The following is a 14,179-nucleotide window of genomic DNA, read 5'->3' as shown; positions in this document are numbered from 1 at the left end:
TTTAGCCAGTATTAAGTTGCCTTTCTTATTTTATTTACAATTGGGCATTAAAATTAACTTATAGCTAAGTAGCGAGAGTGATAGGGAATACTTTTGGAAAATACTTAGCAGTGATATGTAGTATATAGTGTCGTATACTAAGTTTGTAGACGAGATGATACACGAAGTGCTACACGGAATGCTAAACGATATTATATCGAGAAAATCCAAAAGTCGCTCTGTTGGTTATAAGTTTTTATAAAAAACTTTTAAATATTAGGAGGAAATACCCTTTATGAAGAAAACATTATCCGTAGTTCTAACATCTGCAATGGCTCTTTCCATGTTCTCAGCTGTCGCTTTCGGTAAAACATCTGCTGATTTCACAGATTTGAAAGACCTAGACGCAGCAACACAAACGAAATTTGATGCTATGATCGCTGCTGGCATCTTCGACGGCGTGAGCGATACAACTTTCGGTCTGAAAGACGAAATGAACCGTGCACAATTCGCTAAAGTAGCAGCTTTGATCATGGGTCTTGAAGTAAATAAAGATCTTACAACATCCAGCTTTACTGATGTTAGTGTAACCGACCCAGCGAATGGTTATGCACTTCCTTACATCGAAGCTTTGAAAACTGCTAATGTAACTGATGGTTATGCTGAAGGTCAATACAACCCAGCTGGTAAAGTAACGAAAGAACAACTAGCTACTTTCTTGGTACGTGTACTTGATAAAGACGCAGAAGCAAAAGCTTTGACGGGAACAGACGCTACAGTTTCCGGTTGGGCACAAGGCTATGTGGCTGAGGCACTTGCATTGAAAGTTCTAGCAAACAATGCTGATGGTACTTTCGGTGGTATCACAAATGCAACTCGTGATCTTCTTGTAACTGGTGCATATGAAGCGAAACAACAATATGTACCAGCTGGTAAAGTTTCTGTAACAGAAGCAAAAGCAACAGGTGTGTATAAAGCGACTGTAACGTTTAATAAACCAGTTGATACAACTAAAGCTGTAGTATCTTTGACAAAAGGTACACTTGCTGTATCTGCAACGACAACTTGGTCTGAAGATAAAAAAGTTGCCACACTGACAACTGACACGAAAATTGGTGAAGGTGAATATACAGCGACTGTTTCTGGCCTTGATGCAGCAACTGTAGAGAAAACGACTGCTACTTTTAGCGCTAAGGATGAACAAGTTAGCAAAATTGATTTCGTAAATGCTGGGGATACTGTAGCTTATAGTAAAAATGCAGTAATTAAACTAAAGGCTGAGAATCAATATGGCGAAGCTGTTTCCATGGGAACTTCAAGCTTTACAGCGTTGGTATCTGGCCAAGCACCAGCAAGCTTCAAAAAAGACGCTGCAGGTAACTTAGTAATCACTGCTGATATTACAGGGTCTGGTATTAGCCAAGGCAACGGAATTGTTCCTGTGACAGTTTACTTGAACAATAGCAATATAACAGTATCTAAAAACTTTAAAGTAGGTACAGTGCCGATTCTAAGCAAAATTGAAACGGGTGCAGTAACATACTCCAATGATGCAACGAAATTAGTAGCAGCAGATGAAACGGCATCTATTGCATTAAATCTATTTGATCAATATGGTAACCCAATTACTAAAGGGCAATTTGTATCTGGAGAAATCGCAGCAAGTAATATCAACCCAGTCATTACACCGTACGAGCAAAATCTCGAAATCGTCAAAGCGGGTTCATCTTTTGCAACAGCTGACTTGTTCGATGAGAACGACAATGCTCGTGTACAAGTGAAATTAATAGCAAAAGTGGATAAAACTGCTGATTACACAGTAAATATCTATGGCGGTTCTTCATCTGCGACAGCGACAGTAAGCGTAAGTGCGGCTAACTTGCCTACAAAAGTTGAGTTTGATACTTCCGCTGTCACACTAGCGGCAAATGATGCAAGCGTGTATGTACCTTTAAATGTAACTGATGCAAATGGAAACAAACTTAGTGCGCAAGATATTGTAGACAACAAAGATCGCATGAACTTCAGCGTAACAAATGGTACGTGGTCAATTCAACCTACAGGTTCCGATAAAGGGAAGTTGAAATTAACCTTTACAACAAATAATGTAGTTGGAACGAAAGTGTACGTAACAGGTCAAATTAACCAATCGCAATCCAACACATTTGTACAAACAAGCATTCCAGTACAAGATGCTCGTATCGCTGAACGTATTACAGTTTCAGAAGAGCCAGCAGCTAAAGCAATTTTGGGTGCATCTGATGACGTAGAATTCCAGTTGAAAGACCAATATGGTAAAGATATTTCCGATATTGATTCCAACATCGCAAATGCAAATGGTCAAACATCTAACTACCGTATTAAAGTTGAAGTAACAACAGAAGGTACTGGCACAGCAGCGGCGCCGAAAACTGCACACGCACCAACGGTAGTAACAGGAGCGCCAGCCAATGTAACAACATATTACTACGACAATACACAATTTGATGACTTCAGCAATGGATTTAACTTAACATCTACTTCAGGTAGTGAAGGTAAAGTAACTGTTAAAGCAGTTATTGAGAAAGCGTCCAATGGTACTAGCAACTACTCAGACTATTCGTCAGCAGTAACACGTGCCTTTGAGGCAGTTAAGTCTGACACGGCTTTAACGTACTCTATCGACACGGTAGGAACATTGTTCGCAGCGCAAGATAAATTAACAGCAGGTTTTACATCAGGAGAAGCGTTAACAGCGGGTAACAGCCAATTTGACAAAAAAGTAACAGTAATCGCGAAAGATTCAGCAGGTAATAAAGTTATTCTTCCTTCGAACTATGTACGTGGTATTTCAAGCTCTGACCCATCTGTACTTGCAGTAGACGGAGATGGAACAGATGCTTATGTACTTGGTAACAAAGCAGGGTCAGCTACAGTATCTGCAGTAGTATACACGAACAAAGGTGAAACAATTAACTTGACGCAAGAAGTTACTGTAAAAGCCGATGCAATTGCAGTAGAAAAGCTTGTGGCTGGGGAAACAAGTGCGACGTATACAGGTCTTGGTTATGCGTACACTTACTTCACAGATGGTGATGATACACTAAAGGTAACTGACCAATACGGAATTGAATACAAAAATGCTGACATTGCAAAGTATGATGCAGTTCTAGGTTTACGTTACACAGTATCTGTAGTAAGCGGAACTGGTAATGTTGATTTAGACGCAAAAACAGGTGAGATTACTGCGGTTGGTACAGATGTACAAGAGTTTTTGATTACAGCAGTTTCGCCAAACGGTAAATCGGTTCAAGTATTAGTTGCTAGACCATAATTGATAGAATCAAAACAAACCCAGTACATTTGTACTGGGTTTGTTTTGTCTACTTCAATATTTAAGTCAACTAAAGTGCTATTTAGTAGTTGATTTGGTCTTTTAAAGTCGTGGCTATGTATGAAAAAAACTTTTTTGCATGAAACGCAACTTTTTACGAAACAGTGCGTTTAATACATTGAACAAGAAAGATAAAGGCAAAAGGAAACATTCTGAGAAGTTTATAACGACGAAAATATTTCTTTACGATCTAGTTTGATCAATGTATAATGTAAATTGGTCTAGGTTCCTATTTTATTTAATTGCAGTTTACTAGTTTCAAATGCAGCATGGAATGCTGCAAGCGAACCTTAGTTATATTATGCTCTAACTCTGGAGGGGGGGTGAACAATAAAATGAGTAAATCGAGCTGGAATAAAGAAAATATCAACATAAAAAATAAAACTCACGATATTCAAGGAGGAGAAAAAAAGGTTATGAAAAAAAGTTTAAAAGTAATCGCAACAGCAACACTAGCATTCTCCATGTTCGCTTCCGTAGCAATGGCTGCTGAAACAACAACAACTCCAACGGCTACTACTACAGCAGCTGTTAAGACTTCCAAAGATTTCAAGGACCTTGCAGATTTGGATGCAGCTACGCTTGCGAAAATTGACGCTATGCTTGCTAAAAAATACTTCGAAGGTACAGCTGATGATTCCTTTGGTATCAAAGAAAACATGACTCGTGCACAATTTGCTAAAGTTCTTGCTTTAGTAACTGGTGTTACGGTTGACACTACTGTAAAAGAATCAAGCTTTGCTGATGTTAAAGCTGATGATACAGCTAATGGTTGGGCAATTCCTTTCATCGAAGCAGCTAAAAAAGCTGGCTTGATTGATGGTAAATCCAACACTTCCTTTGACCCATCTGCTAACGTAACTCTTGGTGAGTTCGCAACTGCATTGATCAAAGGTCTTGGAGTCAAACCAGATACAACAGGTACTCCTTGGTATGCCGATGCAATCAAACAAGCAGTTGACAAAAAGTTGCTTGCAGAAGGTACTGACGGTTCCAAATTCGCAACTCGTGCTGACCTAGTAGTTGGTGCATTCACAGCTGATGCAGCTATCGCAAGCATTGGTAAAGTATCCCTAACTGAAGCTAAAGCAGTAGGCGTATACAAAGTGAAAGTAACATTCAGCAAAGCAGTTGATACTGCTGTTGCGAAATTGGCTTTGACTAAAGGGACACTAGCTGTTGGCACTTCAACTACTGCTCCAGTTTGGTCTGAAGACAAAAAATCCGTAACACTAACTACTGATACAAGAATCGGTGAAGGTGATTACACGGTAACTTTGTCAGGTCTAGCTGCGGATGCTGTTGATAAAACAACTGCAACTTTCAAAGCTACTGACGAGACTGTTAATAAAATCGACTTCCTAAACGCTGGCGACACTGTTGCTTATAGCAAAGTTGCTACAATTAAACTTAAAGCAACAAACCAATATGATGAGGCTGTTTCTCTTGGTACTTCTAGCTTTACAGCTCTTGTATCCGGTCAAACTCCAACTAGCTTCAAAAAAGATGCTGATGGCAATCTAGTTATCACAGCTAATGTTTCTGGTACTGCTGGTGTGACACAAGGTAATGGTATTATTCCAGTAACAGTTTACTTGAACAATAGCAATGTAACAGTTTCCAAAAACTTCAAAGTAGGTACAGTGCCGATCTTGAGCAAAATTGAAGCTGGTAAAGTAACGTACCCTAACAACGGTACTAAGCTTTCTGCTAAAGATGAAACTGCTTCAATCGCATTGAGTCTAATTGACCAATACGGCAATTCAATTGTAAAAAGCCAATTGCAACCACAGGACCATGATAGCAACAATGCGACACCTCTTGTAGCAGAAATTTCTGCAACAACGATCAACCCTGTAATTACACCTTATGAGCAAAAATTGGCTGTAGTACGCACAAATAACGACTACACAGACTTCTTCGATGATAACGATAATGCTCGTATTAAAGTTCAATTGACAGAGAAACTTGACAAATCAGCTGACTACACTGTTAACATTTATGGTGGCTCTTCTTCAGCTACTGCAACAATTAGTGTAGGTGCTGCTAACCTAGCTACTAAATTTGAGTTTGATGCTGGTGCAGTAGTAATTGCTGCTGGTGATGCAACTTCAATTGTTCCTTTAATTGCTACTGATGCTAATGGCAATAAGTTAAGTGCTCAAGATATTGTTGACCAAAAGGCTCGTTTTAACATCAGTGCTAGCAATGCTACTGCTGCAATTGTTGAAACAGGTTCTGACAAAGGTAAAGTGAAACTGACTTATACTGCTACAAACACTGTTGGTGGTAAAGTTTACGTTTCTGGAACAATCAATCAATCACAAACTAACACATTCGTACAAACTAGTATTGCAGTTAGCGATGCTCGTGTTCCTGAAAGCATTTCAGTGAAAACTGAACCTACTGCGAAAGCAATTCTTGGTGCGGATAGTGAAGTTGTATATCAACTTAAAGATCAATACGGTAAAGATGTTAAAAATATTGCAGCTAATATCGCAAGTGCAAATGGCCAAACTTCTAAATATCAAGTTAAAGTAGTTGTAACTGCTACTGGTACGACAAGTGTTACTTTGAAAGGTGCTCAAAATTTAACTAATACTGATACAAGCGATGATGCAGCGCTTCCTACTCCAACATCGACTGGTACAAATGAAACAACTTATGTTTTCGGACCTGATCAATTGGTATACTTCAACAAAGGCTTTAACTTGTTGACTAACACAGCTGAAGGTAAGGTAACAGTTAAGGCGACAATCGAGAAGGCTCCAAACGGAACGTCCAACTTCTCAGATTACTCTTCCGCTATCACTCGTTCACTTGAGTCTATCAAACCAGACACTGCTTTGACATACTCACTTAATACTGTTGGTAGCCTATTTGCAGCAAAAGATAAATTTGCAAGCAATGCAGCAGTTGTTGGAACTAACCCTGGCCAAGCAGCCGACGGACTTGTTGCTGGAAACAGCCGTTTTGACAAAAAGCTTGGTGTTGTTGCTAAGGATTCCGCAGGAAACACAGTTAAGCTTCCTCTAAACTATGTTCGTGGTATCTCCAGCTCTGATCCGAATGTATTAGCTGTTGACACATACACTACTGGTGGAGTAGAAGATGGATATGTTCTTGGTAACAAAGCAGGTACAGCTACTGTATCCGCAGTTGTTTACACTAATAAAGGTCAAACACTTAACTTGACTCAAGAAATTACTGTAAAAGCTGATACAATTGCAGTTGAAACACTGACTGCAGACAACAGCACAGCAACTTATGCTGCAGGAAATGACTATGCTTACAAGTACTTCAATAACTTGAAAGTTGTTGACAACTACGGTATCGAGTACAAAACGGATGCAGCAAACAGCGTTGATCCAATCGCTCAATACTTCGCAGTACTTGGTGTTCAGTACACTGTACAAACACTTCAAGGTACTGGATCAGTAGAAATTGACTCCAAAACAGGTCAAATTATTACTGTTCCTACTACAGTAACAGAATTCTTAATTACAGCAATTGCACCTAACGGTAAATCCCTAACAATGCTAGTATCGAAATAATATTTAAATTTTATAAAAAAGATTGAGACCCTTAGGGGTCTTTTTCTTTTTAAATGATGAGGTGAACTCCAATGAAAACATTCATAAGACAATTAATATGTACTATTGTAATCTTACTCACTTTAAGTCAGGGTACCCAGGCCGAAGCCCCATCTCCAGGGACAACCGACCCGGTGATTACCCAAAGCTACTTCGAACTGCACACCTTAAGCGAAGCAAAGGTGAAGGAGATTGTTGCCTCCGCGATCGCAGCGAATGCTGGCGGGAGCAACGGAGGCACGAGCACTACCCCTACGGCAGCGGCGAATATGAAGGTTGTCCAATTGGCAAATGGACAAACGTTGTATGCTGGAGCTGGCTCGGAATTTATCGTGCGCAGCGGCAAATTATTAGCCGTGAGCAACGATGAGAACGGCATCCCGGATGTCACGGGAGGTAAAGATCTGCCAGCGGGGACGGAAGTCGCGCTGAATCATCTTTTGATTTTCCCGACAGAGGGCCGCGGTATCAAGCCTTCGCCAAAAAATGACACGTCCATTTATGTCATGGTACGTGGTTCATATTTAATTTTAAATGCGGATGGAAGTAAAGTTTCGCAATAAATGTTTACTCCATAATTTTACCCAAAATGACAACTTCTTATTCGTTTCAGCATGCCGATTCTAGCCATACTATTAGCGTACCCCATAGATCGGGTAGCTGCTTATTGAGTACATGATCTGAACTAAAACTCTTAGGGAGGCGTTTGGTTATGGCTAGAAGTAAAGTGGTTCCAGAATCGAAAAAGGCGTTAGATATCTTAAAATACGAGATTGCTGCTGAGTTAGGTCTTCCAGTAAGTTATTCTATGTCAGCTCATGCGGATACTGAATTTGCTGGTGAGCTTGGTTCTATCCCTTCAGCTCCTACGAAAAAAGACTACTGGGGGCATATCACGTCTAGAGATAACGGGGCCGTTGGTGGCCGCATGACTCAGCGTCTGATTCAAAGAGCAGAAGAAACTTTATTTACTTTGTAGTTATTATTATTTCCTAATTATTGTAATGAGAAAGAGGTCGGCTATAGGCTGACCTCTTTCTTCAAATTTAAGAGATTGCGAATGTTATCGAATGCTGTAGTTTCATATAAAAAGTATTATAGACAATAGCTGTGAAAAAAAAGTGAAGCGTACCTTAAAGTAAACTTAATAAGAAAATTGCTAAGATTTAAAATTATAAATTGACATTACACGACAAATAAAGTAGGATGGTTAATTGAAGGTCAATATTCAATTTAACCTTTTCCAATAGGGGAAGGTTCATTTTAATGTTGTCTTTATTCATGTAATGTCTTTATTTATGTGTTATCCATTTGTACCAGAGCGGAATTCAGAGATCTTGTCAGCGCATGAGCGCAAAAGAGGGATTCCGTTTGGCGAGAAAAGCTACCGCTAAAGCCGGGCCCACTTTTTTTATCATAGAGGCATCGAGTAGAAGCTTTTCAAACATACTAATTGTAATGTAGGAGGATGAATAATATGGCTCAAGTTCGTGGACGTCGTTTATTTACATCCGAATCCGTAACAGAAGGTCATCCAGATAAAATTTGTGACCAAATTTCTGACTCGGTTTTGGATGCATTTCTAGCTAATGATCCGAATGCTCGTGTAGCATGTGAGGTATCTGTAGCAACTGGTTTGGTTTTGGTAATTGGTGAAATCACGTCGAAGTCTGAATATGTAGATATTCAAGCTATCGCAAGACAAACAATTAAAGAAATTGGTTATACACGCGCGAAGTATGGTTTCGACTCCCAAACGTGTGCGGTTCTTGTTTCGTTGAACGAGCAATCTCCTGATATTGCACAAGGTGTAGATAGAGCTCTTGAAGCAAGAGAAGGTAACATGTCTGATGAAGAAATCGAAGCAATTGGTGCTGGTGACCAAGGTTTGATGTTCGGTTTCGCAGTAAATGAGACGCCTGAGCTTATGCCTCTTCCGATCTCAATTTCTCACCAATTGGCTCGTCGTTTGACTGAAGTTCGTAAGAACGGCACTCTTCCATACCTACGTCCAGATGGTAAAACTCAAGTAACGGTTGAATACATCGATGATAAACCTGTTCGTGTAGATGCAATCGTTGTATCCACACAGCATGATGAAAACACAACTTTGGAGCAAATCCAAAAAGACATTAAAGAACATGTTATTCTTCCAATCGTTCCAGCACACTTGTTGGATGAGAAGACGAACTACTTCATCAACCCAACTGGCCGTTTCGTTATCGGCGGACCTCAAGGGGATGCAGGTCTTACAGGTCGTAAAATTATCGTTGATACGTACGGTGGTTATGCTCGTCATGGCGGCGGTGCATTCTCCGGTAAAGATCCGACAAAAGTTGACCGTTCTGGCGCATACGCGGCGCGTTATGTTGCGAAGAATATCGTAGCAGCTGGTCTTGCAGAGAAATGTGAAGTTCAATTGGCTTATGCGATTGGTGTTGCTCGTCCTGTATCTATTGCTGTAGATACATTCGGTACGGCTAAAGTAAGTGAAGAGAAGCTTGTTGAGCTGATCCACAATAACTTTGACCTTCGCCCAGCGGGTATCATTAAAGAGCTTGATCTTCGTCGTCCGATCTACCGTCAAACAGCGGCTTATGGTCACTTCGGCCGTAATGATCTAGATGTTCCTTGGGAGCGTACAGATAAAGCAGAATCATTGAAAGCGCAAGCGTTAGAGCTTAAGCATTAATATAGAGAGGCCGTCCTTCATGGGCGGCTTTTTGTTTTGGATTTCGCCAAGAAATTAATTTGCTAAAGTAAATAATTATGTATTCTTTTGTTAATAATAGTGGTATTATATGTATATGTCATCTGATGCTAATTCATAGGGAATTATGTTATGATGAATATTAGATAAGTTCTGTTTTATTAAAAGAAGGGAGAGCGATGTATTGGAAAACGAATTGAAAGACGCACTTACCGCTATACTTAAGGCAGAATTATCACCAGTACTTGTAAGGTTTGATGGTATTGATTCTCGATTAGATGGCATTGATACAAGACTAGACAGACTAGAATTAGAACAGTCTCAAATCAAACAAGCTGTACTAGAAACGAATGAAATCGTGAAGCGGTTGGAAAATGTACAAGAGCAACAACACAGGATTATTGAGCTCCTCTCAGCGCGTTCGATTGAACAAGAAGCTAAACTTAAAAAGATCATATAAATATCACATATAAGCATCTCAAGCAGAGAGCAAACCCGGAAGGGTTGTGCTCTTTTTTACTTTTTCACAGTTAATCTATGACATATGAATACAACATGGGGAATTTCGTAACTTTTTCCATAGTTTAAGAGTCTATATAGTTATCGCTATAAAGATAGATACTAGACTTAGATGAAAAAGAGGAGTGGAACGGCAACGTGAAGGTACAGAGGCAAGTAGGAGTGGCTGCAGTGGCTTGCGCTATGGTGTGGCAGTTGGTGTCGGGAGTAACAGTGAGCGCGGCGGGATCGAAGCTAACATTGAGCTCGCAGGAGACGATCACATCAGGTGCAATTATGAAGAACTACGTATGGTCGACAACGCGAAGCAATAAGGAAGTATCGGTGAACGCCAATGTGATCGAAGTGGATCTGACGAACCCGAACGTGAAGATAGACGCAATGGCAGGAACGAACAATCAGTTCACGAAAAACCAGAGTGTGCTCGGCATGGTGAAGGATACAGGTGCTGTAGCCGGGGTAAACGGGGATTTCTACAATACCCAGGCAGAAGGAGTACCAGAGGGTGCGCAGATCACAAACGGACAGGTGATGGCGACGCCGGCGAAGATTTCGGGGCTGTACTCTTTTGCTATTACGAAGACGAATCAGCCGATTATTGATATTTTCGATTTCCAAGGTACGGTTACGGCTAAGGATGGGACTAAGTTCGAGCTGGGTGGCGTGAACAAAACGTTCTACTGGGACGATAATGATGTTCCGCTGATTGCAGACGGTCTTTTCCTTTATACAAGTGCTTGGGCGATGACACAGCGCGCTGTGGATGGTACACACGTGCCTACGGAGGCACTCATTCAGAATGATATCGTCAAGGAAATTCAAGTGGATACGAATGTGAAAATGATTGCTCCAGCGGATGGTTATATCCTGAGAGGCTCCGGTTTAGCAAGAGAGTTTATTGTAAACCATCTCAAAGTTGGTGATAAAATTACGACGAAATATGATATGGTTCCACATGATGCATCCAAGACGTACGATTGGAAAAACTTCAAAATGCTCATCGGCGGCAGCACGCTGCTAGTGGATGAAGCAAAGCCGAGCTATTTTACGCGGAATATTAATGATTTTAGCGGATATAGTCCTGTTTCTAGGACAGCAGTAGGTTACTCCAAGGATCTGAAGAAGGCATATATCATAACAGCAGACCGGAACGGTCCTAGTGCAGGGATGACGCTGCCAGAGCTGCAGCAATTCATGATCGATGCCGGAGTTTGGAGAGGGATGGTCCTCGATGGCGGTGGATCGACGCAGATGGTGTCTAGGCCGCTTGGTGATGTAGATCCGAAACTAGTAAACAAAACACAGAATGGGAATCAACGTGCGGTAGCCAATGGTTTGGGTGTATATTCGACAGCGCCGAAGGGCGAGTTGTTAGGTCTTATTTTAAAAGGACAATCCCTATTATTCGTAAATGAATCCAGCACTTATCAATTTAAAGCGTATGATGACTATTATAATCCAATCGCCGTAACAGGAATTGTCCCACAATGGAGCAGCACGGTGGCTAATGGCTCGTTCAAGGATAATGTATACACACCAACAATGCCTGGAAAAACACAGATTGTCGCCAAATCAGGCAAAGGATCCGCAACGATGGATGTTGAAGTTGTCGGGCGTGATCAGATTACGTCGATGGCATTCAGCTCGGGGTCCTTCTCATTGACAGAGGGCGGCGATTTCAAGCTTCCGATTACCGTTACAACACGAAGTGGAGCAACGAGAGAGTTACCCGCGGCATCAGCGACTTGGGAGCTAAGCGGAGTTAAGGGGACAATCACCAACGGTGTCCTCCACGTAGATAGCACTGCTGGTGCGCAAACGGCGCAAGTCATTGCACGCTATGATGGGTATAGCACCATGGTAACTTTACCTGTCGGGCAGGAGAAAGTGTGGTACGATTTAGATAAGTTTGCTGTCATGACAACAGGGGACAAATATCCGGCAGAGGTTGTTTCGACTGTCAATATTGTTCCTAACAATGGCAACAAGAACTTGGAAATTGCATATGATTTCTCCAAAGGACTAGGAACGAAAGCTGCTTATGCAAGGTTTAATAATGGAAATGGTGCTCCGATCGAAGGTGCTCCCGAATTTATAACGGCTAAAGTCATGGGAGATGGCAGCTTCAATTGGGTGCGTGCAGAGGTCATTGATGCAGATGGCAAGCTGAATTACGTTAGTTTTACGGAAAATATGAACTGGACAGGCTGGCGCAAGGTGACGGCAGATGTTTCGGGTCTGAAGGCTCCTTTGCTCGTGAAAAGCGTTTATGTGGCAAATCCACTCAACGGGCAGGATGAAAGAGCCACTAAAGGGAAAATTAATATTGACGATATTTCATTTATTTATAAAGGACAATTGCCAACACTGCCGAAGAATGCAATTAAACTGACTGTCAATAAGAAACAAGCAACATTGAATAGCAAACCGATGACATTGGAACAAGCACCGACGATCGTGAAGGATAATACGTTGGTTCCGATTCGTTTTGTTACAGAAGCATTGGGTGGCACTGTGAAGTGGGACGACAAAGAGCGTAAGGTAACCGTCCTGCGTGGCGATAAATTAATTGACCTATGGATTGATCAAACAGATCTGCTTGTAAATGGTGTTCGCGTCACGGCAGAAGTGGCTCCAGCGATCATGAATAATGTGACAATGGTCCCATTACGCCTCATTTCAGAGAGGTTAGGCTTCAAAGTAGGCTGGGATCCCCAAAATTACGGAATATCAATTGAATAAATAGTACTAGAAGTACACGGCAAACGGCGAGAACTATGCTACAATATGGGGTAGACAACTTACTATTATAAGGTTTTATTAAAAGGAGCTCGTTTCATGTGCAACCAGACGCTATAGACAAGGTCATAACCAACGCCATTAACGTCATGGAAAGCAGCAAGTATCAACTATTTGAGATTGCTGAGTCATCACGCTTAGAGAAGGAGTCGCTTACTCGGGAGCTTAATGACATTAAGCATGAGACGGGTGTCACGATTGATCTCGTGGATATGTTAGAGAAAGAATACAAACGGTCGCGGATCCGGCTTACGGAAGTTAGTCGAGATTTCAACAAGTATCGTGAAGAAGATATCAAGATTGCTTATGAAGCCGCTATCGCTTTTCAATTACAGCTAACCGTTGCGCGGGAAAAAGAGAATAATCTCAAGATTCGCCGCAATGACTTGCAGGTTCGCATGAAGAATGTGGACAAACAGGTAGAACGCGCTGAAACGATCGTCTCACAGATGAATGTTGCACTGGAATATTTATCTGGCGATCTTAATCAGTTAACACGTATTATTGAGTCTGCTAAGAATCGACAGCTGCTGGGGTTGAAAATTATTTTGGCCCAAGAAGAAGAACGCAAACGCATCGCGCGAGAAATTCATGATGGGATGGCTCAAACCTTGGCGAATGTTGTCCTTCGGACTGAGATTGCTCATCGGATGCTCGTTAAGGAAGATATTTCAGCGGTGAAGGATGAGTTAGTCGATTTAAAGGGACAAGTCAGAAATGGCCTTGAAGAGGTGCGCAAAATTATTTTCAACCTCCGGCCAATGGCGCTCGATGATTTAGGGATTGTACCTACATTACGGAAGTATGTGCAGGATTTTGAAGATAAACATCGAATTCACACACAGTTTAACTTGGTCGGAAAAGAAACACGCATACCGTCTGGGTTGGAAATTGCCATTTTCCGCTTGGTGCAGGAAGCTCTATCGAATATAAACAAACATGCTAAGGCAACCTTCTTGTCTGTTGAACTCACGCTAGAACCAGATCAAGTACAGATTTATGTTGTGGATAACGGAATCGGTTTTGATGTTCCGCTAACAGAACAAAGAATAGCCAAGGGAAATAACTTTGGTTTACTGGGAATGAGAGAGCGTGTGGAGCTGCTGGAAGGTACCATGGTTCTGGAGTCCGAGAAAGATTCAGGAACAAAAATTACGATGCTCATCCCTATCGGCGGCGTTGGAGAGAACAAGGAGGATAACTAGA

General features: G+C 41.4%; 8 protein-coding genes. All 8 read left to right on the top strand.

All coding sequences use genetic code 11. The features are described from left to right. Nucleotides 1-274: 274 nt before the first annotated feature. The 8 genes from A8708_RS28915 (at nt 275) to A8708_RS28880 (ending at nt 14,178) form a co-directional block, all read left to right on the top strand. The gene (locus A8708_RS28915; protein WP_068669544.1) at nt 275-3,292 is read left to right on the top strand and encodes an S-layer homology domain-containing protein; all 3,018 of its coding nucleotides are present in this window, start codon (nt 275-277) and stop codon (nt 3,290-3,292) included. A 395-nt stretch (nt 3,293-3,687) separates the two neighbouring features. Continuing rightward, nucleotides 3,688-6,906 (top strand): S-layer homology domain-containing protein, encoded by a 3,219-nt coding sequence (locus tag A8708_RS28910; RefSeq protein ID WP_068669542.1) that lies wholly within the window; start codon nt 3,688-3,690, stop codon nt 6,904-6,906. Nucleotides 6,907-6,977: 71 nt separating this feature from the next. Continuing rightward, on the top strand, nt 6,978-7,508 hold the full coding sequence (locus tag A8708_RS28905) for a hypothetical protein (RefSeq protein WP_068669540.1): 531 nt from the start codon (nt 6,978-6,980) through the stop codon (nt 7,506-7,508). 149 nt (nt 7,509-7,657) lie between these two features. Further along, nucleotides 7,658-7,924, top strand: a complete 267-nt coding sequence (locus A8708_RS28900) for an alpha/beta-type small acid-soluble spore protein (RefSeq protein ID WP_068669538.1) — start codon at nt 7,658-7,660, stop codon at nt 7,922-7,924. Between the two features lie 498 nt (nt 7,925-8,422). Beyond that, nucleotides 8,423-9,637: a methionine adenosyltransferase gene (gene metK / locus A8708_RS28895; RefSeq protein WP_068669536.1), complete on the top strand. Its 1,215-nt coding sequence runs from the start codon at nt 8,423-8,425 to the stop codon at nt 9,635-9,637. Nucleotides 9,638-9,839: 202 nt separating this feature from the next. Further along, complete coding sequence (locus A8708_RS28890) at nt 9,840-10,115, top strand: hypothetical protein (RefSeq protein ID WP_068669535.1); 276 nt, start codon at nt 9,840-9,842, stop codon at nt 10,113-10,115. 197 nt (nt 10,116-10,312) lie between these two features. Then, nucleotides 10,313-12,916 carry a stalk domain-containing protein gene (locus A8708_RS28885; RefSeq protein ID WP_068669532.1) on the top strand — a complete coding sequence of 868 codons (2,604 nt, stop codon included), beginning with the start codon at nt 10,313-10,315 and terminating at the stop codon, nt 12,914-12,916. A gap of 98 nt (nt 12,917-13,014) precedes the next feature. Further along, nucleotides 13,015-14,178 carry a sensor histidine kinase gene (locus tag A8708_RS28880; protein ID WP_082927876.1) on the top strand — a complete coding sequence of 388 codons (1,164 nt, stop codon included), beginning with the start codon at nt 13,015-13,017 and terminating at the stop codon, nt 14,176-14,178. Nucleotide 14,179: the final 1 nt, after the last annotated feature.

It is taken from the genome of Paenibacillus oryzisoli, assembly GCF_001653565.1.
Classification (GTDB): Bacteria; Bacillota; Bacilli; order Paenibacillales; family NBRC-103111; genus Paenibacillus_E; species Paenibacillus_E oryzisoli.
This window is presented reverse-complemented; position numbering and strand designations above follow the sequence as displayed.

Bases quoted from the DNA above. Each gene is read 5' to 3' on its own strand.
- metK (WP_068669536.1), top strand. From the start codon at position 8,423: ATGGCTCAAGTTCGTGGACGTCGTTTATTTACATCCGAATCCGTAACA.
- A8708_RS28905 (WP_068669540.1), top strand. From the start codon at position 6,978: ATGAAAACATTCATAAGACAATTAATATGTACTATTGTAATCTTACTC.
- A8708_RS28910 (WP_068669542.1), top strand. From the start codon at position 3,688: ATGAGTAAATCGAGCTGGAATAAAGAAAATATCAACATAAAAAATAAA.
- A8708_RS28900 (WP_068669538.1), top strand. From the start codon at position 7,658: ATGGCTAGAAGTAAAGTGGTTCCAGAATCGAAAAAGGCGTTAGATATC.
- A8708_RS28915 (WP_068669544.1), top strand. From the start codon at position 275: ATGAAGAAAACATTATCCGTAGTTCTAACATCTGCAATGGCTCTTTCC.